Origin of the sequence: Pseudomonas sp., from assembly GCF_050739935.1 — a bacterium.
In the GTDB taxonomy this organism is placed as follows: Bacteria; Pseudomonadota; Gammaproteobacteria; order Pseudomonadales; family Pseudomonadaceae; genus Aquipseudomonas.
In genome coordinates this window covers 15,907-41,508 of sequence record NZ_JBOICF010000022.1, presented here as the reverse complement: position 1 = coordinate 41,508, position 25,602 = coordinate 15,907, and the positions used below count along the sequence as shown (strand labels likewise).

The following is a 25,602-nucleotide window of genomic DNA, read 5'->3' as shown; positions in this document are numbered from 1 at the left end:
CAACATCGGTTGCGGCGCTTCTGAATGCCCGGATCATTTGATCAGGCTGAGGAACTCGGTGCGGGTGGCGGCGTTTTCGCGGAATTCGCCGAGCATCACAGACGTGATCATCGAAGAATTCTGCTTCTCCACACCGCGCATCATCATGCACATGTGTTTGGCCTCGATGACAACTGCCACGCCCAACGCCCCGGTCACCTGCTGAACGGCTTCGGCGATCTGACGGCTGAGGTTTTCCTGAATCTGCAGGCGACGGGCAAACATGTCGACGATGCGCGCGACCTTGGACAGGCCCAGCACCTTGCCACTTGGAATGTAGGCCACGTGCGCCTTGCCGATGAAAGGCAACAGATGGTGTTCGCACAACGAATACAACTCGATGTCCTTGACCAACACCATCTCGCTGTTGTCGGAGCTGAACAGCGCGCCGTTGGTGACTTCTTCCAGCGTCTGCTGGTAGCCGCGGCAAAGATACTGCATGGCTTTGGCCGCACGTTTCGGGGTATCGAGCAGGCCTTCGCGGGAGACGTCCTCGCCGAGTTGACCAAGGATCGCCGTGTAGTTCTGTTCCAGTGTCACAGGGTTGTGTTCCGTGTGGGTTCAAAAAACGCAGGGTTGCTCGCCTGCAAAGGCGCACATAGTAGCGTAGCTGGGCGGGGAGGGGTACGGCGTGCGAGTGACAAACCTGCGGCATGTCGACGCCGGATTCGTCTCGATGCGGCCTTTACCTAACCTTTACCGAGGGTTTACGTCGAAATGTATCCGTCCGGTGTCTGAGTTAATGGGTGAAATGCCCGGATGAAGAGAGTGAACTTATGTTTAGCCGAATTGCGAAAGTCGCGTTGATTATCGCCCTGACATCGTCGGTTTCCGGATGTTTCTTTGGTCCCGGATGGGGCCGACACGGCGGAAGGGATCATCGTCATTACGATGGTGGTCATTATTCCGAGGGGCGAGGAGGCTACGGTTCGGGCCCTGGTTATTACCACCGCTGATTTTCTGGCGGGGTCGGTGGCGATGTCCGATTGCCTGAACCCGCTGGAAACGCCGAATGAGGCCGCGACGGACGTGTTCTTCTGTCGCGGCCTTCTCGTTTCTACGCGGCCAAGGTATCAATTTCAGTTCTGACGCCTGCCATGATCCGGATTACTCGTTTGCGCCAACCCCAGCCTTACTCGTCGCGACCTTCCATCATCGTGCGTTTGAGCATCACATACACCGCGCCCGCGCCGCCATGTTTGGCCAGGCATGAGGTAAAGCCCAGCACTTGCGAATGCTGCCGCAACCAGGTGTTGACGTGGCTTTTGATCATCGGTCGCTTGCCGTCCAGCCGTACGGCCTTGCCATGGGTGATGCGCACGCAGCGGATTTCCAGTTTGGTGGCTTCAGCCAGGAATTCCCACATGGTTTCCCGCGCCAGTTCCACGCTCATGCCGTGCAAGTCCAGGCTGCCTTCGAAGCTGATCTGCCCCAACTTGAGCTTGCGCATCTGGCCTTCCTGAACGCCGTCTCGCGCCCAGGACAGCGTGTCTTCAGGCCCGACATCGATCACGAACTGATCGGAGAGGCCGTCTACGGTAATGGTCGCGTCAGAGCGCACGGTCGCAGCCTGCCGCAGCTTGGCCAGATTCTTACGGTCGGTTTTGGGTTTGCCTACGTCGGCGTGTTCAGTCTTGATCGGCTTTACGCCACGAATCTCACTTCTGAACAGGGAAAAATCGTCGTCTTGCATGTTGGTCTCCGCGAAGGACGCCAGTTTAACCAAGTCACGCCATCATCGGCGCGACTAAAAAGATCAAAGGGCTGAGCAAGACGCGGGGGCGGGGTCAGTCGTGCTTCTTCATCAAATGAGGAGACATGTTCAATTCACCAGCACGACGGCGGCGACGACGGCTGCGGCGCCAGAGCCAGACACCGATGTAGAGCAGAAACAGGCCAACGACAATGCTCACCACGGCACCCGCGGGACTGGCGTTTAGCTCGCCCAGCGCCGCCGGATGGCCGATCAGACTGGCCACGCCAGCCATCGCAAGCAGTACGCCGGCGGTTGCGAAAATTGCGGAGATTACAGCGCCAAAGCGCATCCGCCAGTTGCTCTGGCCTTTTGGGCGCAAGCGACGGGCATCGAAACCATCGGATATCTTCATTCCGACTTCCTCTATGGGTATCGGCGCTCTGACCAGCTTATGTCCGGGTGGTTCCCGTCTGGCCAGCGCTCGAAGCGCAAACACGAGTGATAAACAGATAGGCGGTTATGTGAAACGGTTCACACAACCTGATGACTGCATTTGTACGCTTTTTCTTCAGGAACTGACGGAAAATGATGTTCGCGGCGGGGTCAAGGCTCTGCGAATCAAGGGTCAGCTCCTGATGTCGATCGGTCAGATCAGATCTTTGGTCAGCGCCAGCTTGGCAAAGTTGTCGTTCATGATTGCCATCTCGGCCTGCTGCACGAGTTCGGCCTTGATCACCCCGGTCGGGGTCGGCAGATCGCGGGTGGCGCAGGCGTCTTCAACCAGGGTGCAACGGAAACCGTAGTCCTTGGCCGCCCGCACGGTGGTGCTGACGCTGGAATGACTCATGAAACCGCAGACTACCAAATCCAGGCGGCCCAGATTTTCCAGCAGGCTGTGCAGGGTCTTGCGATCGTCCGTGGTGACGGTGCCGTTCAACGCATTCGGCAGGCGTTTTTCGATGATGATCTCGTCGCCCTGAGGCTGCAATTCCGGTACGAATTTTCCGCGCTCGCCCTGCGGATCGAACATGCCACCGACGGTCCCCAGGTGACGGACGTGGATGATCGGCGATTTGGCGAGGCGCGCGGCGTCGACCAGTTTGACGATGTTATCGATCGCTTCCTGAACTCCGGTCAGGGCCAGGGGGCCGCTGAGGTATTCTCTCTGCGCGTCGATGATGATCAGCGTGGCATTACTCAAAGTGGCCGCTGCGTATTCACGGCCACTGAGTTGAAACATGGTCTTTGGACCGTTGTTTGGAACAGACATCTGGGGCTCCTTCGAGTGGGGCTTTTGCCACATTGTCCACTGGCTGAGCGATTCTGTGAATCTCAATGCTCACAGGCGTCGCTTTTTACCGGGCGTCAAGCCGTCGAGCAGGTCGCGGTTGCTGTCATATTGCCTGCAAAATTGGTGAAAGGTGGTGGAAAGTTTTTCGGGGCGGGCCGCTGTCGGGCGCAGGCATCGTTTGTTGGATGGATGGCTGCTAGAATCGCCCGTCGCTTTTTCAAGGAGTCTCTGCCGTGATCACTTCCCGCCTGCGCACCCTGCGCGATCATATCCGTTGGGCTGTCAGCCGTTTTCACGGGGAAGACCTGTTCTACGGGCATGGCACCGACAACGCCTGGGACGAGGCCCGACAGCTGGTTTTGGGCGCACTGCACCTGCCTTGGGAAATTTCCGACAACTATCTGGACTGCAATCTGGAAGACGACGAGCTGGTCAATGTGCAGCGTCTGATCCAGCGCCGCATTGCCGAGCGCGTCCCGACCGCGTACCTGCTGGGCGAAGCCTGGTTCTGCGGCATGTCCTTCATCGTCGACGAGCGTGTGCTAATCCCGCGTTCCCCGATCGGTGAGCTGATCGAACAGCGTTTCGAGCCTTGGCTGGCGACCGAGCCTGCGCGCATTCTCGATCTGTGTACCGGTTCCGGCTGTATCGGCATTGCCTGCGCCGACGTGTTCCCGGATGCCGAAGTAGCGCTGGCGGATTTGTCTTTCGAAGCATTGGAAGTGGCGAATCAGAACATCGAGCGTCATGGTCTGGACCAACGCGTTTACACCGTTCAGGGCGACGGTTTCGATGGTTTGCCGGGGCAGCGTTTCGACCTGATCGTCTCCAACCCGCCGTATGTCGATGCCGAAGACTTCGCCGACATGCCCGACGAATATCAACACGAGCCCGAGCTGGCGCTGGCCTGCGGTGATGACGGTCTGAATCTGGTGCGCCGGATGCTGGCTCAGGCTGCCGATCACCTGACCGAGAAGGGCTTGCTGATCGTCGAAGTGGGCAACAGCCAGGTGCACGTCGAAGCGCTATACCCGGAAGTGGATTTCGCCTGGCTCGAATTCCAGCGCGGAGGGCATGGGGTGTTCATGTTGACGGCAGAGCAATGCCGGACGCATCAGGCAGTGTTTGCCGCGCGGGTGTAGGTGTTGACGACACCCGTTGTCTGAGCCGGCATGCTGGCGAACGTGTTGGGTCAGATCCGTCAACGGTAACTGACATACCGCATTCGCCAGCAAGCCGGCTCCTACAAGGTTTTTTTGGTGTCCAGGCTAGCGATGCGTCGCAATCCAGATCAACAGCCCCGCCTGAAACACCGCAAAGGTCACCAGGCAGGCAATGGTAAAGCGCAGCCCGCTGTCGTCGCGGCGGTACTTGCTGACCTTGTCTTCGGCCTTCTTGATCGTGACTTCCTGTTCCTGAATCTTCTGCTCGGCTTGCTGCAACATCTGCGCGGCATCGAGAATCTCGACGATTTGCACCTTGTCGGTGTTCCAGCTGTTGTTCAGGTTGCCAATCTTGGCCTTCCTGACGATACCCTTGAGGTGCTGAGGGTCGGCATACGCCACCTCAAAACCCTGAACCTTGAGGAAGTGATCGCGGCGCATGCGAGTGTCTTCGTTGAGCGCATCCTTGTTGGCAAGGGCGATGCCCTCGATCCGGTACTCGGACCAGCGTTTCTGCGCCCAATGGATGCCCTGGGCGAGCATGAAGCGGCCCAACCCCCGATTCCAAGGCTCGATCCGCAAGCCGGATTCAGGGCCGACGCGGACCGCACGATTGGCATGGTCGACCCAGATATCCAGATTGTTCTGTTCCTTGCGGGTCTTTTGTCCCGGCAAGTTGTAGCTCATGCGCAGCAGGCTGAAATCCTTGCTGTGGCGTTCTGCGCGACCGAACTCGACAAAGCGCAGTGGACGGCCGCCCGTAGCGCGGTCCGTCGGCAGCGGCGCCAGACGCAGCATTGAAAGATGTTCTGCGTGCACGTCCTCCCACAATACCGGAGCGGCCACTTCACCTTCTTTGGCGTCAGCCTGAGCGACCGCTTCGGCTTCCATCGTTGATTCTGTCATCACGGCGATCCTGTTCTCGACATTGCTCGGCAAACACAATGCCAGCAACCCGCTATCGGCCGTTTTCGACGAATCTGAAGGGAGGAAACGTCCAAGCCCCGTTGATATACCGCTTGGTAGCAGCGTGGGTGTATGGTCTCGGTGCCAGGGAAAATACCAAGGATCATACAAGCGCATGTACTTGTAAGAGCCGGCTTGCTGGCGAACCGGCTGTGTCAGGCAATGTAGATTTGACCGATAATCGTGTTCGCCAGCGAACCGGCTCCTAAGAGTCAGGCGGCGCTTGGAAAAACGCCACCATCGGCAAGCCGTGCTGCAGCGACGTCCAATCTCTAAGCCGCCGGCACCGAACCGATGAATTTCAGGATGCGGTCAGACAACTCACTGGAAAGGGGCAACTGCGGATCCTTATAGGAAGCCAGTTGCCGCTTCATGTCCATTGGCACGATACGCAGCACGTGGTTCATGCCGTCGATGATCGCCAATTGCGAGTCCGGTTTGGCCTGATGCAGCAATTCAGCGTCGCCTACGCCGACCTGCATGTCATTGCGTCCTTGCAGAATCAGCGTCGGAATCTTCAATTTGCCAAAGGCCGCAGCCGGATTCTGCCGGAACAACGAGATTAGATATGGCTGCACGCTCGGGCGAAAGACCACTTGCAGCGGCTCCGGTACGTTGTCGTCGGTTTTGCCGGCCTTGATCTCCTCGATCAATTCCTCGCTGCGCGCCAGAAGATCAGGCGGGAGGCGGTACTGCAACTGCTCGCGCACGACCTGATCAACCGGTCGTCCCGTACCGGCGACGGAGATCAACGCCGTGGCACCTGCGCGCTCAGCGGCCAGAGATGCGACCAGCGCGCCTTCGCTGTGGCCCATGAGAATCAACTGGCCCAGTCGCGGGTCAGCCTTGAGCTTTTCGCTCCAGGCCACGGCGTCATCGACGTATTTCTCGATGCTCAGGTTGCGCTCGTCCGGCGTGGCAGGTCGGCTGGCGGCTACGCCGCGCTTGTCGTAACGCACGCTGGCGATGTTGTGCCTGGCCAGAATCAGCGCCAGGCGTTTCATGCTGTCATTGCGCCCGCCATCGGGGTTATTGCCGTCGCGATCGGTCGGGCCGGAGCCGGCAATGATCAGTACCACCGGCACTGGCATCTTGGATTTGGGCAGCAATAGGGTGCCGTACAGCTCGCCCGTCCCGGTATCCAGGGAAATGGGACGTTGCAGGACGACCGGCGTGCCCGCGTTAGCGAGAGAGGACAGCAGAGTGAGGGTCAAGGCGATTACTCGCAGCGGCAGCAAGCCGCAAATCAGGGACATACCACGTAGCATCGCAAGGCCATCATCAATAAAGTGTGAAATTGGACGCAGCCGATCGAATAAGGTTCGCGCGTGATCGCGTGATATAGACGTTCAGCCTGCGTATACTGGCGCGCTCTGTTTTTGGTTTTTTGGTTTTTGGTCGATTTCTCGGAGCCTCTCGCATGTCCGGCAATACCTTCGGCAAGCTGTTCTCTGTCACCACCGCCGGCGAGAGCCATGGTCCGGCGCTGGTCGCCATCGTTGATGGCTGCCCCCCGGGTGTCGAGCTGTCGCAGGAAGACCTGCAGCGTGATCTGGACCGCCGCAAGCCCGGCACCAGTCGCCACACCACCCAGCGCCAGGAAGCCGATGAAGTCGAGATCCTGTCCGGCGTGTTCGAAGGCAAGACCACCGGCGCTGCCATTGGCCTGCTGATCCGCAACACCGACCAGAAGTCCAAGGACTATTCACAGATCAAGGATCTGTTCCGTCCGGCCCACGCCGATTACACCTATCACCACAAATACGGCATCCGCGATTACCGTGGAGGCGGCCGCAGTTCAGCCCGCGAAACCGCAATGCGTGTCGCGGCGGGGGCCATCGCCAAGAAATACCTGCTGACCCAGGGCATCACGGTGCGCGGCTACATGAGCCAGTTGGGGCCAATCGAGATCCCGTTCAGGACTTGGGAGTCGGTTGAGCAGAACGCCTTCTTCAGTCCCGACCCGGACAAAGTGCCAGAGCTGGAAGCCTACATGGATCAGCTGCGTCGCGATCAGGATTCGGTCGGTGCGAAGATCACGGTCGTCGCCGATGGCGTGATGCCGGGGCTGGGCGAGCCGATCTTCGACCGTCTGGATGCCGAGCTGGCCCATGCGTTGATGAGCATCAATGCGGTCAAGGGCATCGAGATCGGCGCCGGTTTCGCCAGCGTCGCCCAGCGTGGCACCGAGCACCGTGATGAAATGACCCCCGAAGGTTTCGTCTCGAACAACGCCGGCGGCATTCTCGGCGGCATTTCCTCTGGCCAGCCGATCGTGGCCCATCTGGCATTGAAAGCCACGTCGAGCATTACCACCCCGGGCCGCTCGATCGACATCGATGGCAATCCGGTCGACGTGATCACCAAGGGCCGTCACGACCCATGCGTAGGCATTCGCGCGACGCCGATCGCCGAAGCCATGATGGCGATCGTGCTGCTCGACCATTTGCTGCGTCATCGCGGGCAAAATCTGGACGTGCGGGTCACAACGCCGGTTCTGGGTCAGCTGTAATGCCGCAATCCGGTAACGCTGCCACGGGCATTTGAACGTGGCGGCGCTTCCTTACTGGCGACTGTCCAGCTTCTATCTTTTCTATTTTGCGTTGCTCGGTGCGACGGCGCCGTTTCTGGCGTTGTACTTCGATCACTTGGGGTTTCCCAGCGCGCGTATCGGCGAGCTGGTGGCCATTCCCATGCTGATGCGCTGCGTGGCGCCGAATATCTGGGGTTGGCTGGGTGACTACACCGGTCGGCGTCTGGCCATCGTACGCTTTGGCGCGGTCTGTACCCTGGCGTGTTTCTCGCTGATTCTTGTCGACAAGTCCTACGCCTGGCTGGCCATGGTCATGGCGCTGCACGCTTTTTTCTGGCACGCGGTGTTGCCGCAGTTCGAGGTCATCACCCTCGCGCATTTGCAGGGCCAGACCGCGCGCTACAGTCAGATTCGTCTGTGGGGTTCGATCGGCTTCATCCTGACGGTGGTCGGACTGGGGCGTCTTTTCGAGTGGTTCAGCCTTGATCTGTACCCGCAAGCACTGCTGGTGATCATGGCCGGGATTGTTGCCAGCAGTTGGTGGGTGCCCAATGCGCAGCCGCCGGTGTCGACCCAGCGTCCTGCAGGCGAGGGCTTCCTGAAACAACTGTTCAGTCCCGGCGTGCTGGCTTTTTATGTCTGCGTGGCGTTGATGCAACTGAGCCATGGCCCTTATTACACCTTTCTTACGTTGCACCTCGAGCGCCTTGGCTACAGCCGGGGAATCATCGGCATGCTCTGGGCGGTCGGGGTGGTCGCCGAAGTGCTGATGTTTCTGGCCATGAGCCGTATTCTGCAGCGCTTCAGCGTGCGTCACGTGCTCATCGCCAGCTTTGTCCTGGCCTCGCTGCGCTGGCTTTTGCTGGGTAGCCTCGCCGATCATCTTCCGGTATTGATCTTTGCCCAGCTGTTGCATGCGGCCACATTCGGCAGCTTTCATGCGGCCGCCATCCATTTTCTGCAACGCAGTTTCGGCCCGCGTCAGCAAGGCCAGGGACAGGCGATGTATGCGGCGTTATCCGGCACGGGCGGCGCGATGGGCGCGTTGTATTCCGGTTACAGCTGGAATGCGCTGGGCGCGGGATGGACTTTCGCTCTTGCCAGCGTGGCTGCGCTGACTGCCGCGATGCTGGCGGCCATGCGCATGAATGAGGAGCGCACTTGACCCGCGCGCTGCCGGTACACATTGAAACATATTGTTATCGATTGCCTGAATGAACCCGCGTCTGGCCGATCATCGCGTCGGTGAGCGATTGAACCGAGGAACCCCGCAATGAGCATTCTCTCCGTCTATCACGTGTCCTCTCCGGAGTTGCCGAACAAGGTCCTGACCCATTTCGACGACATCGCCTCGACGCTCGCCGAGCAGGGCATTGGCTTCGAACGTTTGCCAGCAGCTAGCCCGGTCGTCGCTGGCGTTGGTCCCGACGAGTTGATCGGCGCTTACCGCGAGCAGATCGATCGGTTGATGGCCGAGCGCGGCCACGTGGCAGCCGAGGTGCTCAGCGTCGACGATTATCACCCGCAAAAAGACCAACTGCGCGCCGGGTTTCTCGACGAGCATCAACACGGATCGGATGAAGTACGTTTCTTTGTCGCCGGTCGTGGTCTTTATTCGTTGCACATCGGTGATTTCGTGTACGCCGTACTGTGCGAGAAAAATGATCTGATTTCTGTTCCGCTTGGCACCCGGCAATGGTTCGACATCGGCGAGAACCCGCGCGTGGTTGCGATTCGTTTGTTCAGTAAACCGAACGGTCAGCCGGCGAAACCGACCGGCGAGCAAATCGCCAGCCAATTTCCGCGTCTGGAAGATTGACACACCCATCAGTCGACGTTTTCGAGTCGCCGCTCTATCGTTTTTGCCAACGGCCGCGGTCATCGACAGCGGCTGTTTTTGTTTCTAAATCATCAGAAATGTAAGCAAGTTTTGGTTGTTTTGTGGGAAGCGGCCTGTTTATCGGTCAGGCATGCCTGTTTGTTTTCGCCCTTATGTTTAACCCCTCTGGACTGTGTAACCCTTAGCCCGTCGGAGCCTGACGGCCTTTGGACGCGCCTTGCTGGTGAATTTTCGTGCAGGACTTTGCGCGTCTAGCGGCCGTAATCAACTTAAAACTCTAAAGAGCACCCAGGGACGACACAGGACGTTTTTTGAACGGAGGGGTAGATGAAAAACGTACAAACAGGGACGCTGAGTCCGTTGATTGAGCAAATGGTCAGCAGCATCACCGAACAGGACGGCAATGCGGCAATCGCCAACGCCCTCGACTGGCTCAGAGCGGAATGTCGCTGTGCGCGAGCGATGCTTTATCAATATCGTGAGGGCATGCTGCTCAGTTGCATCACATCCAACGTCGACAGCTATTGGAAGGACCTCTACGGCCAGGGGCGACTGATGATCGAAGATCCGGTCATTCGCTGCTTCCGCCACAACCTGGGGTTTCTCGACTGGCAAGAGGCGTTCCATACCTATCCACCGTCGCCAGCCTACATGGCCGCCGTAGAAGACTGCGAATTGCTGCCCGCGCTTTCCTACGGATACACCAGCGAGACCCGGGTCAACCGGGGCGTGGTAACCGTTTGCTCGCTCAATGGCATGGAGCGACCGCTCAGCCATAACGACCGTTATCTGCTGACCAGCCTGGTGCCGATGCTGCACGTCGCCGGTAAGGGGCGGCAGTTTCAGACCCGCGCCTTGACCGGCAAGGAACTGGAAATCCTCAAGTGGGCCAGAGAGGGCAAGACCGCGTGGGAGATCGCCCTGATCAAGGAGGTCTCGGAGGCCACGGTCAAACACCATTTCAAAAGTATCTACGCCAAGCTCGGCGTCACCAATCGGGCTCAGGCGGTAGGCGAGGCGCTCTGCCGAGGCATCATCCGATAACGACATCCGAATAACGACGCGGCAGGCTTCGCCGGGGGTGACCAGCTGCGCGCCAAAAAAAACCGCGATGGCGCTGGGGCGCCGTCGCGGTATTTATAAGAGGGATTGCTTCAGACAGGCAGTTGCTGGGCTTATCGAGTGTGATAAGTCGGCAGGTCGAAACGGTGTTGACTTTGCAGCATCGAGATCGCCGGCAGTTCACTGGCTTGGGCTGCCAGGTCACGACGGATTGCGCTGATTACCCATTCAAGCTGCACAGGCGTATGAAGCTGAGCGTACGAGACCGAGCGACGGATCTGTTTACCCTCGCCATTGCGCAACGACAACAACAAGCCACCGTCTGGACGAGGCTGGGTGTTGACTTCGAAATCGGAAAATACGGAAACGAATTTTTCTTGGATGAAAGTCATGTCTAGCGGCTCCATTGCTCAGTGATTACAAGCTTGGAAGGACTAGTGCAGCGACTGTGCCAGTATTGGGCAATAAATAAATTCTTTATAAATCAGAAGGTTGCAAATTTTACGGATTTTCGATTTCGTGCAATTTGCAAGAATGGCTATCGAGCATCCTGCATTTTGCCGGAGGGGAGACTGGGAGAGGCGGGATAAAAGAGGCGCTGTTGAAATCTGAGACAGCGATATGCTGGATTTATTTCAACACGTGACAGCGATTTTCTACGATGGCGATAGACGGCTGTGCCTATCACGGTCATCAAAAAGGTTTTCTGGCGTAGCGTCTTGGCCACTGCCATTGTTCGCAGCATCTGCGGGAACTTGCCCTCATGCAGGCGTCTCTGAGGATTTGCCGCAGCAAAATGATCGATCATGCGTGCCTATGTGCGGCGCTACAGGAGAAATGGAATGTCTGACACACTGAAAACCCCGGATACCGCGACTCGCATGTCGGACGAGGAAGCGCTGGAGTTTGCCGAACAGGTATTCGACCGCGCCCGGGCTGGAGACGCGCCGATGCTGGATCGTCTGCTGGAAAAGGGCCTGACGCCTAATCTGCGCACTCACAAGGGTGACACGTTGCTGATGCTGGCCAGTTATCACTGTCATCAGGAGGCCGTGAAGGTGTTGCTCAAGCACGGGGCTGACCCGGAGATTCGTAACGACCGCGGCCAGAGCCCGATCGTCGGTGCGGCTTTCAAAGGGGACCTGGAAGTGGTGCGGATTCTGGTAGAAGGCGGGGCAGAGGTCGAAGGTGCGTCAGCTGACGGCAGGACCGCCCTTATGATGGCTGCAATGTTCAATCGAACCGCGATCGTCGACTACCTCATTTCCAAGGGCGCCAACCCACATATTCAGGATGCCAAGGGTGTGACGCCGTTGATGGCTGCACAAACCATGGGCGCTACCGATACCGCCGAACAGCTCACCCGACTGGGAGTTTGAGCCGACGTTGCGTTTAGCCACAGCGCTGCGGTCTCGGACAATGGTGCGGCAGTGTGAATCAATAGAGGCGCGAAGGATTTCCAGCTATCCTTCGCGCCTGTTTTTTCGCTCCGGATCACGACGCCATGAAAGCCTCACTCATCGAATTCATCAGCAAGATCAGCTCCGGCTGCATGAGCGAAGAGGAAATCGAAAAGATTGCCGACGAAGCCGCCCAGGCCTACGCCGAGCCAGACGTTTTTCTGGCTGCCAATCCCGACATCAATTACGACGACACCTTCCCGATTCCCCTGGGCGAGTGGGTGGTGGTCGGCAGCCTGCCTGAAACTGTGATGTTTCAGGCTGATACCTACATGGACCTTTTCAGCGAGATTACAGCGTCGTTTGGCCCGAACGTGGCTTTCAACATCAAGCCCAGGCAACTGGCCAAGACCGAGCCGTTGATCGCGTTGAATCGAATTCAGATACAGCTGGACAGCATGAACAGGGAAATGGGCGGCTACGTGCTGATGAATCTCTCCGAGCCACTGGATGACGAGTTGCAGGCCGTGTTGGTGTATGGCAATGACCAGAAGCGGGTGATGGAGTTGGGGGTCGAGTTGGGCATTCTCATCGAGCCTGCGCTGGAGGCATTGAAGGCGCAGTCATAGGAATCCGGCGTGTCAGCGGTAGCGAGTTCAAAACGCTACTGCCGACAGTCCCTGCTGCCGCAATAGAGTCAGCGATTGTTGCCAGCACAAATATCCCACCCGACCGACGGAACCCTCGCCGAGGCCCACCACTCCTAACTGGGCAAGCCTTCAATAAGGAGCGACACCATGGGTTCCACCTTTAATGGTCTGGTTGGACTGATCATTCTGGCTCTCGATATCTGGGCCATCATCAACGTCTTGAAGAGCGGTTCCGAAACAGGGGCGAAGATTCTCTGGGTGCTGCTGATTGTATTGCTGCCGGTTCTCGGCCTGATCATCTGGGCCATCGCAGGTCCGCGAGGCAACGTCCGAATCTAGACTGTCGACAGGGCTTCAGAACATCAACGCCTGATTGCTTGCCAGCAATCAGGCGTTTTTTGTGAAGCGTTGCATGAGACCACGGGTAACAGGTAGGGAGCGGCTCGCCTGTTGGGCGTGTTGCGGTCCAGTCTGCGATGATCGACGAACTGCTGGGCACAAGACGCGATGTCGAAGGGCGGAGTCTGGGACAGATCCTCAGCTGGGACGGCGCACACGACCTGTTTGCCGAACTGGTGGACAGCTACATTCTGCGCACGGGTATTTCCGGGGTTCAGCCCAAGGTCATCGTGCCCGAAGTCGCATTCGAGGCCGATCCCAAGGCCACTCTGTTGATGCCCGAGCTGATCGTGAAATCGGGACGGGCTGATTTTCCCGGGCTGGCGATCAACGAGTATGTCTGCATGGATGCGGCACGCAGGGCAGGCATGCCGGTACCCGACTTCCATCTTTCGGATAATCGACAGCTGTTCGTCATGCGTCGCTTCGACCGTGAGTCCGACCAACGCCCGATCGGCTTCGAGGACATGGCAGTCTTGATGGGGCTGGGAACCGAGCAGAAGTACGACTCCAGTTACGAAAAGATCGCGCGGGCCATTCAGCTGTTCTGTGCGCCTGTGAATATTCCGACTTCGCTTGAGCAATTCTTCGACATCGTGGCCTTAAGCTGCATGGTCGGCAATGGTGATGCGCATTTGAAAAACTTCGGATTGCTCTACCGTGACCCATTGGGGGGCGATGCGCATCTGGCGCCGGCATACGACATTGTCAATACCACCGCCTATATAGAAGAGGATTCGCTGGCCCTCAGGCTAGCCGGATCGAAAAGCCTGTTCGGCTCGCGGCAGGGAATTCTGGAGCTGGCCACCGCGTGCAACATCCGCAAACCTGTGCCGCGGCTTGAGCGACTGATTGCCGCTGTGTATGAGTCTCTAAGAGAAAATGCGCCCTTGGCCGAACATGCGCCGAACGTATTCAAGGCGATCGAGTATGCCGTCGGGCTATACGCCCAGACTTTCGACCGCTGACAGGCGCAACGTGGCTTTGTAAGCAAATATTAGAGCCCGCTTCAAACAACGGAATTTTCACTGCTTTTTCGGGAAAATCCGCGCGCCGTTTCCCGCCCACTGGCAGTGCTGACTCGCTGTCTTGCGTCTCAGGCTCATGAAGAATGAGCCTCATTGGTGGTAAACACCGGGCGATCACGTAATATTTGCCCCCCGCGCCCGGACCATCGTTACGATGCCACCGGGCGCATAGGCTTTTCGAACTTAAACCTGAATCCAACGGATCCTACAACACATGGCCAAACCGGACGCCCCGGCGCGCGCGCCGCAACCTACCGTCAAATCGCACCTGGCTTATACGCTGCTGAGCGGGCTGGCGCTGATGGTTCTGTACACCCTGCTGCGCATTGCGCTGCTGGTTTACAACCGTGAAGGGATCGGCGCAACGCCGGCCTCGACGTTCATCGAGGCATTCGGCAACGGCCTGCGTTTCGACCTGCGGCTGGTGGTCTACATCCTGATCCCGCTGCTGCTGTCGCTGTTCAGCGCCCGGTTGATGGCGGCCCGCGGCCTGTTCCGTTTCTGGCTGACGCTGGTTGCCAGCCTGACCACGTTCTTCGGCCTGATGGAGATGGATTTCTACCGCGAGTTCCACCAGCGTCTGAACGGTCTGGTCTTCCAGTACGTCAAGGAAGACCCGAAAACCGTACTGAGCATGATCTGGTACGGCTATCCGGTGGTGCGTTATCTGCTGGCGTGGGCGTTGCTGACCTGGCTGTTGAGTCTGGTATTCAAGGGCATCGACCGTCTGACCCGTCCCCGTGGCGGCTTCAATATCGGCAGCTCCAGCAATCGCGCCGTCGCGCCGTGGTACACGCGTATTGCGGTGTTCGTGCTGTGTCTGGCGGTCGCGGTGATAGCGGCTCGCGGCACGTTGCGTCAGGGCCCGCCACTGCGTTGGGGGGATGCCTACACCACCGAGTCGAACTTCGCCAACACCCTGGGCCTGAACGGCACGCTTACGCTGATTGCCGCCGCCAAGAGCCGCATGTCCGAAGACCGTGACAACATCTGGAAGGCCACGCTGCCGCAGCCTGAAGCCCAGCAGACGGTGCGCGACATGCTGCTCACTGCCAACGACAAGCTGGTCGATCCGGCCACCGCTGCCATTCGCCGCGAGTTCACGCCGCCAGCGAGTAACACGCTGCAGATCAAGAACGTCGTGGTGATCCTGATGGAAAGCTTCGCCGGTCACTCGGTGGGCGCGCTGGGCGATGAATCCAACATCACGCCGTACTTCGACAAGTTGTCGCAAGAGGGCCTGCTGTTCGACCACTTCTTTTCCAACGGCACGCACACCCACCAGGGCATGTTCGCCACCATGGCCTGCTTCCCGAACCTGCCAGGTTTCGAGTACCTGATGCAGACCCCGGAAGGCAGCCACAAACTGTCCGGTTTGCCGCAGCTGTTGAGCGCGCGCAAGTACGACGATGTGTATGTCTACAACGGCGACTTCGCCTGGGACAACCAGTCCGGGTTCTTCAGCAACCAGGGCATGACCAACTTCATCGGCCGTAACGACTTCGTCAACCCGGTATTTTCCGATCCGACCTGGGGCGTCTCCGACCAGGACATGTTCGACCGTGGCGCCGAGGAACTGAAAGCCCGTGAAGCCAAGGGCAAGCCGTTTTATGCCTTGCTGCAAACCCTGTCCAACCACACGCCATATGCGCTGCCCACCAATCTTCCGGTGGAGCGCGTGACGGGCCATGGCACGCTGGACGAGCACCTGACGGCGATGCGTTACTCCGACTGGGCATTGGGCCAGTTCTTCGAGAAGGCCAAGAAAGAGCCCTATTACAAGGACACGCTGTTCGTTGTCGTCGGCGATCATGGCTTTGGTAACAACGAGCAGATCACCGAAATGGACCTGGGTCGCTTCAACGTGCCGATGCTGATGATCGCGCCGGGCCTGCAAGACAAGTTCGGCAAGCGCAGCAGCATCGTCGGCACGCAAATCGACATCGTGCCGACCATCATGGGTCGTGTGGGTGGCGACACTGTGCATCAGTGCTGGGGCCGAGATCTTCTGAACCTGCCAGCGGGCGATTTGGGCTTCGGCGTGATCAAACCATCGGGCAGCGAACAGACCGTTGCGCTGGTCACCGGCAACCGCATCCTGATCGAACCCAAAGAGATGGAACCGAAGGTCTACAGCTACGAGTTGGGTACCAAGCCCCACGCCGAAATGATGCCGAATGCTCCAGACGTCGCCGAGCTGCGCAAGAAGCTCGACAGCTTCCTGCAGACCGCGACCAAGAGCCTGCTGGACAACACGGCCGGGGTTAAAGACGCCAAGCCGTAAGCTGTCTGCCGGATAAAAAAGAGGCCCTGGTGGCCTCTTTTTTTTGCTCTAAAACAACCACTGCCCACGGCAAAAACGTTGAACGAATGCCGAAAAAGCGCAGTCCGATTTCGGTAGGCCGGCGTGCGGCCTGACTGAGGAGACATTGATGAAAGTCTGGACTATTTCGTTTCAGGATAAAGATGGCGTGCAGCAGACCCACAATCTTGAACTCGAGCACCGTCCCAGTGAGGAGGAGGCCGCGCAGCATCTGCGCCCGATTCTGTTCCCGGTCGTCAATGAGCTCGATCTGAATGATCTGGACGGTCGATCAAATGCGCCCACAGCCGAAATATTGAAAGAACAAAACGCGGTACGGATCATTTCCATCGTGGAAGCATCGGAGCAACGCCTGTGAGATCGACGCGATTTGCCAATTGGCAACGCGCCAGTAATGGGCGTAGTCTCCAAGGCAGGCCGGTGAAGCATCTATCCGAGCCAGCTCGCGTATAGATGCCTGATTTGTAAAGCAGCACCAGCCTTCTCAGCGACATGCTTGAGTCCCAGGCGGCAGATGATCTGTCGCTTGACCCCTCTCGACTAGAGGGCGTTTCGGGATAGTTGAAACTCTATCTATCGTTGCATAGGAGGACGTTTCATGAGCACGACCTACCAGGAAGACATCAGCAGTCATGTACTGCGCCGCATGAAAGAAGGCGGTTTCGATTTCGCACGTATCCATCCCATCGAGTTCTACGCAGTCTTCCCGGACGAGGAGCGGGCGCGTCAGGCAGCGGAAAAGTTTCGCGGTGAATCTCTCAATACCCAGATTAACGCCCGAGAGGACGGCGCGTGGCACCTGCAGTTGAGCAAATTAATGTACGCGACTTACGACGGAATTGGTGACTTCGAACAAGATTTCCAGACCGCAATTCTGGGACTGGATGGCGAGGTCGAGGGTTGGGGGGTGAAGCAGGAAATCAAGCGGCTTCACTAGTTTGCGAATTGCACCTACAACTGTGGGAGCGAATTCATTCGCGAGACATGGATACAGGCGATGAAGATGTATCGGCTGTGCCAATCTCTCGCGAATGAATTTGCTCCCACAGTTGCAAGCGCGGCTCTGTGCGCTGGATCAACGACCCTCTGCGTTGTGCTAGCCGACTAGTCCCCCGGCAAAAACAGGGCAAAAAAAGGCCGCTCGATTTGAGCGGCCTAAAGGGAATTTCTTGAAGAAGTCCGGTGTTGCAGAAGTTCGCTCTGACAGTCCAGGGTGAGCTTGTCTGCGTCAATGTCGCCATTATCTTGAAACAATGTCCTGTCAGGAAATCAAGTCTGACTATGCTGCCAATAGATTTCTGAGCAGTAGGACGCTTCTCTTTGAAGCGGGTAAGAACGGGTGAGGGCGCATCTTGCACAGGAATGGTGCGGGGCTGTCTGTCGCTTTCTTTAACGATTTGATTTCAAAGCGTTTATGCCGCTGGCACGGGCCTTGCGAAGGCCCTTGGGTCCATGGTGACAAGGAGTACGGCATGATCCGCACCTTTTATGATGAGATGTACGATGTGGACGGGGCTGTCCGTCCGCATTATCGGGAATTCGCCCGCTGGCTGGGCGAAGCGCCAGCTGAGTTACTGGCTCAGCGTCGGCGTGAGGCCGATCTTTTGTTTCATCGCGCCGGGATTACTTTCACGTTGTACGGCGACGAGCAGGGAACTGAGCGCCTGATCCCTTTCGACACAATTCCGCGCAGCATCCCCGCCAGTGAATGGCGCGTGGTCGAGCGCGGTTGCATCCAGCGCGTCAAGGCGCTGAACATGTTCCTCGCCGACCTCTATCACGATCAACGCATCATCAAGGCTGGAATCATCCCCGCCGAGCAGGTCCTGGCCAACGAACAGTACCAGTTGGCGATGCAAGGCCTGACTCTCCACCGTGACCTTTATTCCCATATTTCCGGTGTTGACCTGGTGCGCGATGGCGACGGGACCTATTACGTCCTCGAAGACAACCTGCGCACGCCCAGCGGCGTGAGCTACATGCTCGAAGACCGCAAGATGATGATGCGCCTGTTCCCCGAATTGTTCGCCGCGCAACGCATCGCCCCCGTCGATCATTATCCGAATCTGTTGCTCGATACCCTGAAAAGCTCAAGCCCGCTGGATGACCCCAGCGTCGTGGTGCTGACGCCGGGTCGTTTCAACAGTGCCTTTTTCGAGCATGCGTTTCTGGCTCGAGAAATGGGTGTCGAACTGGTCGAGGGTGCCGACCTGTTCGTGCGCGACGACCGCGTGTTCATGCGCACCACGGACGGCCCGAAAGCGGTCGACGTCATTTATCGGCGGCTCGATGACGCATTTCTCGATCCCCTGGCGTTCAACCCCGAATCGATGCTTGGCGTACCGGGACTTCTATCGGCCTATCGCTCGGGCAATGTGGTATTGGCCAATGCCATCGGCACCGGCGTCGCCGACGACAAATCGGTGTATCCGTTCGTGACCGACATGATCGGCTTCTACCTCGACGAAGAGCCGATCCTGAAAAACGTACCGACCTGGCAGTGCCGCAAGCCTGAGGAGCTGTCTCACGTTCTGGCCAACCTCGGTGATCTGGTGGTCAAGGAGACTCAGGGCTCCGGCGGCTACGGGATGCTGGTCGGTCCGGCGGCCACCGCTGCTGAAATCGAGGCCTTTCGTGCGCGACTCAAAGCCAAGCCACACGCCTACATCGCTCAACCCACCTTGTCCCTGTCGACCTGCCCGACTTTCGTCGAGAACGGCATCGCCCCGCGACACATCGACCTGCGCCCCTTCGTGCTGTCTGGCCGCGAAACCCGCGTCGTTCCTGGCGGATTGACCCGCGTTGCATTGCGCGAGGGGTCGCTGGTGGTGAACTCGTCGCAGGGTGGCGGAACCAAGGACACCTGGGTGGTCGAGGATTAAGGATGCCTGCCAATGCTAAGTAGAACTGCCTCGGATTTATATTGGATGTCACGGTACCTGGAGCGGGCGGAAAACCTCGCGCGGATGCTGGACGTCAGTTACTCGTTGTCATTGATGCCTCAGGACGGGCGCGGGGATGGCCTCAACGAAATCGCCATGCCACTGCTGATTACCGGAACCCTGGATGATTATCTGGAGCGCCACGGCGAATTGCACGCCGAGCGCTTGCTGCATTTCTTCGCTCTGGACGCCGCCAACCCGGCCAGTATTTTCAGCTGTCTGGCTGCCGCGCGGGCCAGCGCCCATGCGGTGCGCGGACGCATTACGGCGGACATGTGGGAAAACATCAACGCAACCTATCTGGAAATTCGCGGCATCGCTGAACAGGGCCTCAGCCGCTACGGCATGAGCCGGTTCTGCGAGTGGGTCAAGGAGCGTTCCCACCTGTTTCGTGGCGCGACCTACGGCACCATCATGCGCAACGACGCATTCCGCTTCATTCGTCTGGGGACCTTCATCGAACGCGCCGACAACACCTTGCGCATGCTCGATGCGCGTTACGAGATGCTCGAATTGCGCGGGCCTTTGGCCAACGCGGCGGCAGATAGCTCCGCGGCCGGTTACTACCAGTGGAGCGCCTTGCTGCGCGCGCTGTCGTCGTTCGAGGCCTACACTGAGGTCTATCGCGATGCGCCGGGTGCGCGCCAGGTCGCCGAACTGTTGCTGTTGCGCGCCGATATCCCACGCTCATTACGCGCCTGCCTTGAGGAACTGGACATGATTCTGGCCAGTCTTCCCGGCGCCAATGGGCGTCCGGCGCAGCGGCTGGCGGCCGAACTCGATGCCCGCCTGCGTTACACCGGCATCGACGAAATCCTCGGCGAAGGCCTGCATGAATGGTTGAACGAATTCATTCCGCTGCTGGCCCAACTCGGTAACGTTATTCACACTTCTTATCTGGAGGCGGCATGAGACTCTCGATTAGCCACGAGACCACCTATCATTACGACGATCAGGTCCGCGCCAGCATCCAGTATTTGCGTCTGACCCCACATGATAGCGAGCGCCAGCAGGTGCTCAGCTGGCAACTGTCGCTGCCGCGGCCGGTGCGTGCGCAGCTCGATCCGTTCGGCAATATCCTGCACGTGCTGACCATGGACGAGCCCCATGAGGCCATCGTCATCGGTGCGCGTGGACAGGTGGAAATCGATGAGAAGCGTGAGGCCGAGCATGAAAGTCAGTCCTCGCTGCCGTTCCTGCGCTTCACTCGCCTGACCGAAGCCGATGATGCGATTCGTGCCTTTGCCGCCGAAGAGACGAAGAAGCGCACCGATCGCAACGCATTGATCGATCTGATGCAGGCGCTGAATCAGCGCATCGTTTACACCCCGGGTTCGAGCGCGGTCGATACCAGCGCTGCTCAGGCGTTCGCCAATGGGGCAGGGGTCTGTCAGGATCACACCCACGCGTTCCTGGCCTGTGCGCGCAGTCTTGGTGTGCCGGCGCGTTACGTGTCGGGCTACCTCTACAGCGACACCAGCGAACACCTGGCCAGCCACGCTTGGGCAGAGGCATGGATTGACGACGCCTGGTACAGCTTCGACGTTACCAACCAATTGGCGATTCCCCAGCGGCATTTGAAACTGGCGGTGGGTCTGGATTACCTCGACACCTGCCCGGTGCGCGGGATGCGCCGTGGCGGTGGCTGTGAGCAGATGCACGCCAAGGTAGTGGTGTCGCCTTCGGCACCCGTGACGCCGGTGGTGCAGATGCAGGTGCAGCGGCAGTCATAAGCCCAGTAGCAACATGGCTTGCGACGGTGGCGTTCTCAAAATCGCCACCGCTCGCAAGCATGCTGCTGCAGAAAAAAGCGTTCGTTTAGATGCCCTGGCGCTGCCTGACTTGCCGTCAGGCCGTTACCTCACCAGATCGGCGGTCATGTGATAAAGCACCTTGTGCAACTGATCGCAGGCTCCGCCGTTGATGATGCTGCGGCCCGCATTCATCACGTTATTCCCAAGCCCGTTGACGCGCATCAGTGCGAAGACTGCAACCACTGACGCATGCACTCAACTCCCTATCCTTTGATGGAAAGAAGTGGACACAAATACGCTCTGGCGCAAGCGCGAATGCACTGGCTCAGCCGAACAAGCGGGTCAGGTTCGGCAGAATCAGCAGAAGTGTGGTGGCGAAAACAATCAGCCCGGCTTGACGTACTTTCGAATGTTTGAACATGGCGTAATGGCCTTTTCTTGTTATTCCTAAGCAACAAAAGCTCACCTGCTTCACGGAAAAAGGAAGCGGCAGCTGGCAGAGGTGAAATCCAAAGAGCAGGTGTCCCGACAATCGATCGGTGACGGCGGCGCTGTAAGAATCTTTTTTGTGTTGCGCCTCTGCTACAGACCTAACCTTAGAGCCCACGTGCCGCGTGGCTTAGATCGCTTCGCTATGAACAATTCGATTTGGTTAGGAGAAATGGTGATAAGGCCTTTGGCTAGCACGAAACACTCGCTTGCTAGACACGTTTGACTGAATCGTGGAGAGTCCGATAGCTCACTACCATTCGTCCGAGTCCGAAACTTCTTACAACAAGCTAGTCTCCATCACGGTCAGCGCATTGAGCAGCTTGCTCATTGAAACCATCTGGGTGACGGATGTGCTGTTCGCAAAATAAAAATATCTACAGGCCAGCGAGGGATACGATGACCGAGGCGTTTATTTTCGATGCACTACGTACACCCCGAGGCAAGGGCAAGGCCGACGGCGCGCTGTACAGCGTCAAACCGGTGAATCTGGTTGCGGGGCTATTGAAAGAATTGCAGCTGCGCAACCATCTGGACACGGCTCAGGTCGAGGACATCGTTTTGGGTTGCGTGACGCCGATCGGCGATCAAGGCGCCGACATCGCCAAGACTGCCGCATTGGTCGCTGACTGGGCCATCAGCGTGGCGGGGGTCCAGATTAACCGCTTCTGCGCCTCGGGCCTTGAGGCGGTCAATCTGGGTGCGATGAAAATCCGCTCCGGGTTCGAGGATCTGGTGGTGGTCGGCGGTGTGGAGTCGATGTCGCGGATGCCGATGGGCAGCGACGGCGGCGCCTGGGTGCTCGACCCGCTGACCAACCTGCATACCCACTTCACTCCGCAAGGCATTGGTGCCGACCTGATCGCGACGATTGAAGGTTTCAGTCGCGATGACGTTGACAGGTTTGCCCTGCAATCCCAGCAAAAAGCTGCCCGCGCCCGGGAGAATGGCGCCTTCAATCGCTCGCTGATTCCGGTAAGGGATCAGAACGGCCTGTTGTTGCTGGACCATGATGAGTTCATTCGTGGCGATTCGACGCTGCAGGGTCTGGGTAACCTCAAGCCCAGTTTCCAGACCATCGGCCAGATGGGCTACGACGCGACGGCGCTGCGGGTTTTCAGCCATGTCGAGCGTATCGAACATGTGCATACACCTGGCAACAGTTCGGGCATCGTTGATGGCGCGGCGTTGATGCTGGTGGGTTCTGGGCAAAAAGGTCAGGAACTGGGTTTGCGTCCCCGTGCACGCATCGTCGCGACCGCCGTGACCAGCACCGATCCGACGATCATGCTCACAGGGCCTGCTCCCGCCACTCGCAAGGCGCTGGCCCGTGCGGGGTTGAAGATTGAGGATATCGATCTGTTCGAGGTCAACGAAGCCTTCGCCTCGGTGGTGCTCAAGTTCATCAAGGACATGGCTGTCGACCCGGAAAAGGTCAACGTCAACGGCGGCTCGATTGCCTTGGGCCATCCACTCGGCGCTACCGGCTGCATGATCCTCGGCACTTTGCTCGACGAGCTTGAAGCGCGGCAGCTGCGTTATGGCCTGGCGACCTTGTGCGTCGGCGCAGGGATGGGGATTGCGACGATTATCGAGCGGGTTTGATGTTCGGCGCGATGATCTGTCGAACGCTGAGCCTGTGGGAGCGAATTCATTCGCGAAAATCGTATGAGCAGCACAGAGGCCTCGGCTTTACGGCCCCTTGCGAATGAATTCCCTCCCACAGGGGCGTGCTTGTCGCAGGCAGCGCCGGACGACGACGCCAGGCACTGCACACCTTTCACATATAAAAACAGTTTCAGGAAGAACGACCGCATGACTGACGCCATCCACTACGAAATCGGCCCGGATCAGATACTCACGCTGACCCTCGACATGCCCGGCCAGCAGGCCAACACAATGAACGCCGTGTATCGCCAAGCGATGGCGCAGACCCTCGATCGCTTGCAGGCGGACAAGGACAGCATTGTCGGCGTGATCATTCGTTCGGCGAAAAAAACGTTCTTTGCAGGCGGCGATCTGAATGAGCTGGTGCAGGTCGACCCGTCCCGTGCCCAGTGGTTTTACCAGATGACCCTCGACCTCAAGGCACAGCTTCGCGCGCTCGAGACTTTGGGCAAGCCAGTGGTCGCCGCTATCAATGGCGCGGCACTGGGAGGTGGCTGGGAACTGTGTCTGGCCTGTCATCAGCGCATCACCCTTGATGAAAAACATGTGCGTCTAGGCTTGCCCGAGGTCACCCTGGGTTTGCTGCCAGGCGGTGGCGGCACGGTGCGGCTAGTGCGCATGCTGGGGCTGGAAAAGGCCCTGCCGTTGCTCATGGAAGGCAGGATTCTGAACGCGCAACAGGCCCTCAAGGCAGGCTTGGTCGATCAATTCGCCAGCGATGCTGATGATCTGCTGACCAAGGCCCGCGAATGGATTCTGGCCAACCCGTCGCCACACAAGGCCTGGGATCAGCCGGGTTTTCAGATTCCGGGTGGCTCACCGTCCAATCCAAAAGTCGCGCAGATGCTGGCGATCGCCCCGTCGATGCTGCGCAGCAAGACCCAAGGCTGTTACCCCGCACCAGAGAAAATCCTCGCGGCAGCGGTCGAGGGCGCGCAGGTGGATTTCCACACCGCCGAGAAAATCGAGGCGCGGTATTTCACCGAACTCACCACCGGCCAGATCGCCAAGAACATGATCGGCACTTGGTTTCAGCTCAACGAACTCAATGGTGGCGATTCGCGGCCCAAGGCGCCGCCGGTTTATCACATGCGCAAGGTCGGTATTCTCGGCGCGGGGATGATGGGCGGCGGCATTGCTTATGTCACGGCGATGGCCGGAGTCGATGTGGTGCTCAAGGACGTCAATCTCGCGACCGCGCAAAAGGGCAAGGAGTACTCTGTCAGGCTGCTGGACAAACAGGTCGCCAACGGCCGCATCAAGCCCGAACAGCGCGACGCCGTTCTGGGGCGGATCAAGACCACCGGCCGTGACAGCGATCTGGAAGGTTGCGATCTGATCATCGAAGCGGTGTTCGAGGACCGTGAACTCAAGGCTCAGGTCAGCTCCGCCGCCGAGCAAGTGGTCGTGCCCTATGCGGTGATCGCATCCAATACCTCGACCCTGCCGATCACCGGGCTGGCTGCGGCGATCAGTCGGCAGGAGCGCTTCGTCGGTATGCATTTCTTCAGCCCGGTGGACAAGATGCGCCTGGTGGAAATCATCAAAGGCGCGCGCACCAACGACATGACCCTGGCCCGCGCGTTCGACTTCGTGCAGCAGATCAACAAGACGCCGATCGTGGTCAACGACGCCCGTGGTTTTTTCACCTCGCGGGTGTTCGCGACTTTCACCAATGAAGGGATCGCGATGCTCGGCGAGGGCGTTTCGGCAGTGATGATCGAGACCGAAGCGCGCAAGGCCGGAATGCCGGTGGGGCCGCTTGCGGTGTCGGATGAAGTGTCGCTGAGCCTGATGAGCCACATTCGTCAGCAGGCACGCAAGGACCTGACAGAGCAGGGCGAAACGGTCATCGAGCATCCCGCCACGGCGGTGATCGATCTGCTGCTCAACGAATACAACCGCGCAGGCAAGGCGGCCGGAGGCGGTTTCTACGATTACCCGGAAGGCGCGCCGAAGCGTTTGTGGCCAGAGCTCAAGGCGCGTTTCGAAAAGCCCGGGGCGCAGCTTGCAGGGCAAGAGATTCGCGACCGGCTGCTGTTCATTCAGGCGATCGAAACCGTACGCTGCGTTGAAGAGGGCGTGCTGCGCTCGACCGCCGACGCCAATATCGGCTCGATCTTCGGCATCGGCTTTCCGGCGTGGACGGGCGGGGCACTGCAATTCATCAATCAGTACGGGCTCAAGGATTTCATCACCCGCGCCAAGTACCTGGCGCAGCACTATGGTGAACGGTTCGAGCCACCGGCGCTGCTGCTGGACAAGGCACTCAATGGCAAGCGGTTCTGACCCGTCGCGTGCTGCGCTGAAGACGGGGTATCGGTAGCGAAAGCTCGGCATAAACGGCCCTTGCCATGAT

General features: G+C 58.6%; 26 protein-coding genes. 17 read left to right on the top strand and 9 right to left on the bottom strand.

The genetic code is table 11. The annotated features are described in order from the left end of the window. Positions 1 to 33: 33 nt before the first annotated feature. The 4 genes from folE to ACRER8_RS02980 all read right to left on the bottom strand — a co-directional run bounded on the left by folE (position 34) and on the right by ACRER8_RS02980 (position 3,005). Positions 34 to 579: a GTP cyclohydrolase I FolE gene (folE, locus tag ACRER8_RS02995; RefSeq protein WP_166594933.1), complete on the bottom strand. Its 546-nt coding sequence runs from the start codon at positions 577 to 579 to the stop codon at positions 34 to 36. Between the two features lie 592 nt (positions 580 to 1,171). Continuing rightward, positions 1,172 to 1,732, bottom strand: coding sequence for a Smr/MutS family protein (locus tag ACRER8_RS02990; RefSeq protein WP_431744871.1), 561 nt, complete (start codon positions 1,730 to 1,732; stop codon positions 1,172 to 1,174). 94 nt (positions 1,733 to 1,826) lie between these two features. Next, positions 1,827 to 2,147, bottom strand: a complete 321-nt coding sequence (locus ACRER8_RS02985; RefSeq protein ID WP_431744870.1) for a hypothetical protein — start codon at positions 2,145 to 2,147, stop codon at positions 1,827 to 1,829. 234 nt (positions 2,148 to 2,381) lie between these two features. Then, positions 2,382 to 3,005 carry a cysteine hydrolase family protein gene (locus ACRER8_RS02980; RefSeq protein ID WP_431744869.1) on the bottom strand — a complete coding sequence of 208 codons (624 nt, stop codon included), beginning with the start codon at positions 3,003 to 3,005 and terminating at the stop codon, positions 2,382 to 2,384. Positions 3,006 to 3,259: 254 nt separating this feature from the next. Here ACRER8_RS02980 and prmB point away from each other — a divergent pair, with 254 nt between their 5' ends. Beyond that, positions 3,260 to 4,168, top strand: coding sequence for a 50S ribosomal protein L3 N(5)-glutamine methyltransferase (prmB, locus tag ACRER8_RS02975; protein ID WP_431744868.1), 909 nt, complete (start codon positions 3,260 to 3,262; stop codon positions 4,166 to 4,168). A gap of 126 nt (positions 4,169 to 4,294) precedes the next feature. On the opposite strand, the gene ACRER8_RS02970 is transcribed toward prmB, so the two are convergent. After that, positions 4,295 to 5,080 carry a hypothetical protein gene (locus ACRER8_RS02970; RefSeq protein ID WP_431744968.1) on the bottom strand — a complete coding sequence of 262 codons (786 nt, stop codon included), beginning with the start codon at positions 5,078 to 5,080 and terminating at the stop codon, positions 4,295 to 4,297. 347 nt (positions 5,081 to 5,427) lie between these two features. After that, positions 5,428 to 6,423 (bottom strand): alpha/beta hydrolase, encoded by a 996-nt coding sequence (locus ACRER8_RS02965; protein WP_431744867.1) that lies wholly within the window; start codon positions 6,421 to 6,423, stop codon positions 5,428 to 5,430. A gap of 152 nt (positions 6,424 to 6,575) precedes the next feature. Here ACRER8_RS02965 and aroC point away from each other — a divergent pair, with 152 nt between their 5' ends. From aroC to ACRER8_RS02945, 4 genes are all read left to right on the top strand, one after another. Beyond that, positions 6,576 to 7,667: a chorismate synthase gene (aroC, locus tag ACRER8_RS02960; RefSeq protein ID WP_431744866.1), complete on the top strand. Its 1,092-nt coding sequence runs from the start codon at positions 6,576 to 6,578 to the stop codon at positions 7,665 to 7,667. 37 nt (positions 7,668 to 7,704) lie between these two features. Then, the gene (locus ACRER8_RS02955) at positions 7,705 to 8,853 is read left to right on the top strand and encodes an MFS transporter (RefSeq protein WP_431744865.1); all 1,149 of its coding nucleotides are present in this window, start codon (positions 7,705 to 7,707) and stop codon (positions 8,851 to 8,853) included. A gap of 108 nt (positions 8,854 to 8,961) precedes the next feature. Continuing rightward, positions 8,962 to 9,507 carry a 1,2-dihydroxy-3-keto-5-methylthiopentene dioxygenase gene (locus tag ACRER8_RS02950; protein ID WP_431744864.1) on the top strand — a complete coding sequence of 182 codons (546 nt, stop codon included), beginning with the start codon at positions 8,962 to 8,964 and terminating at the stop codon, positions 9,505 to 9,507. 348 nt (positions 9,508 to 9,855) lie between these two features. Continuing rightward, positions 9,856 to 10,572, top strand: coding sequence for a LuxR C-terminal-related transcriptional regulator (locus ACRER8_RS02945; RefSeq protein ID WP_431744863.1), 717 nt, complete (start codon positions 9,856 to 9,858; stop codon positions 10,570 to 10,572). A gap of 131 nt (positions 10,573 to 10,703) precedes the next feature. Here the strand turns inward: ACRER8_RS02945 and ACRER8_RS02940 are convergent, their stop codons facing one another. After that, entirely contained in the window at positions 10,704 to 10,982 is a 279-nt protein-coding gene (locus ACRER8_RS02940) for a DUF3509 domain-containing protein (protein ID WP_431744862.1), read from the bottom strand. A 450-nt stretch (positions 10,983 to 11,432) separates the two neighbouring features. Here ACRER8_RS02940 and ACRER8_RS02935 point away from each other — a divergent pair, with 450 nt between their 5' ends. From ACRER8_RS02935 to ACRER8_RS02890, 10 genes are all read left to right on the top strand, one after another. Beyond that, positions 11,433 to 11,969, top strand: coding sequence for an ankyrin repeat domain-containing protein (locus tag ACRER8_RS02935; protein WP_431744861.1), 537 nt, complete (start codon positions 11,433 to 11,435; stop codon positions 11,967 to 11,969). 125 nt (positions 11,970 to 12,094) lie between these two features. After that, complete coding sequence (locus tag ACRER8_RS02930; protein ID WP_431744860.1) at positions 12,095 to 12,619, top strand: hypothetical protein; 525 nt, start codon at positions 12,095 to 12,097, stop codon at positions 12,617 to 12,619. Positions 12,620 to 12,787: 168 nt separating this feature from the next. After that, positions 12,788 to 12,979 (top strand): PLDc N-terminal domain-containing protein, encoded by a 192-nt coding sequence (locus ACRER8_RS02925; RefSeq protein WP_431744859.1) that lies wholly within the window; start codon positions 12,788 to 12,790, stop codon positions 12,977 to 12,979. 137 nt (positions 12,980 to 13,116) lie between these two features. After that, complete coding sequence (locus tag ACRER8_RS02920; protein WP_431744858.1) at positions 13,117 to 14,007, top strand: HipA domain-containing protein; 891 nt, start codon at positions 13,117 to 13,119, stop codon at positions 14,005 to 14,007. Between the two features lie 274 nt (positions 14,008 to 14,281). After that, complete coding sequence (locus tag ACRER8_RS02915; protein WP_431744857.1) at positions 14,282 to 16,351, top strand: LTA synthase family protein; 2,070 nt, start codon at positions 14,282 to 14,284, stop codon at positions 16,349 to 16,351. 148 nt (positions 16,352 to 16,499) lie between these two features. Next, positions 16,500 to 16,748 carry a hypothetical protein gene (locus tag ACRER8_RS02910; RefSeq protein WP_431744856.1) on the top strand — a complete coding sequence of 83 codons (249 nt, stop codon included), beginning with the start codon at positions 16,500 to 16,502 and terminating at the stop codon, positions 16,746 to 16,748. Positions 16,749 to 16,988: 240 nt separating this feature from the next. After that, positions 16,989 to 17,327: a ribonuclease E inhibitor RraB gene (locus tag ACRER8_RS02905; RefSeq protein ID WP_120125771.1), complete on the top strand. Its 339-nt coding sequence runs from the start codon at positions 16,989 to 16,991 to the stop codon at positions 17,325 to 17,327. A 535-nt stretch (positions 17,328 to 17,862) separates the two neighbouring features. Continuing rightward, on the top strand, positions 17,863 to 19,272 hold the full coding sequence (locus ACRER8_RS02900) for a circularly permuted type 2 ATP-grasp protein (protein WP_431744855.1): 1,410 nt from the start codon (positions 17,863 to 17,865) through the stop codon (positions 19,270 to 19,272). Positions 19,273 to 19,284: 12 nt separating this feature from the next. Continuing rightward, on the top strand, positions 19,285 to 20,244 hold the full coding sequence (locus tag ACRER8_RS02895; protein ID WP_431744854.1) for an alpha-E domain-containing protein: 960 nt from the start codon (positions 19,285 to 19,287) through the stop codon (positions 20,242 to 20,244). Continuing rightward, positions 20,241 to 21,065 (top strand): transglutaminase family protein, encoded by an 825-nt coding sequence (locus tag ACRER8_RS02890; RefSeq protein WP_431744853.1) that lies wholly within the window; start codon positions 20,241 to 20,243, stop codon positions 21,063 to 21,065. Before ACRER8_RS02895 ends, ACRER8_RS02890 begins: the two co-directional genes overlap by 4 nt. Positions 21,066 to 21,188: 123 nt before the next feature. On the opposite strand, the gene ACRER8_RS02885 is transcribed toward ACRER8_RS02890, so the two are convergent. Next, positions 21,189 to 21,341, bottom strand: a complete 153-nt coding sequence (locus ACRER8_RS02885) for a hypothetical protein (protein ID WP_431744852.1) — start codon at positions 21,339 to 21,341, stop codon at positions 21,189 to 21,191. A gap of 70 nt (positions 21,342 to 21,411) precedes the next feature. Continuing rightward, entirely contained in the window at positions 21,412 to 21,693 is a 282-nt protein-coding gene (locus tag ACRER8_RS02880) for a hypothetical protein (protein WP_431744975.1), read from the bottom strand. Positions 21,694 to 21,974: 281 nt separating this feature from the next. On the opposite strand from ACRER8_RS02880, the gene ACRER8_RS02875 reads away from it, so the two are divergent. Both ACRER8_RS02875 and ACRER8_RS02870 read left to right on the top strand, forming a co-directional pair. Then, positions 21,975 to 23,180, top strand: coding sequence for an acetyl-CoA C-acetyltransferase (locus tag ACRER8_RS02875; protein WP_431744851.1), 1,206 nt, complete (start codon positions 21,975 to 21,977; stop codon positions 23,178 to 23,180). A gap of 210 nt (positions 23,181 to 23,390) precedes the next feature. Continuing rightward, positions 23,391 to 25,532: a 3-hydroxyacyl-CoA dehydrogenase NAD-binding domain-containing protein gene (locus ACRER8_RS02870; protein ID WP_431744850.1), complete on the top strand. Its 2,142-nt coding sequence runs from the start codon at positions 23,391 to 23,393 to the stop codon at positions 25,530 to 25,532. Positions 25,533 to 25,602 lie beyond the last annotated feature (70 nt).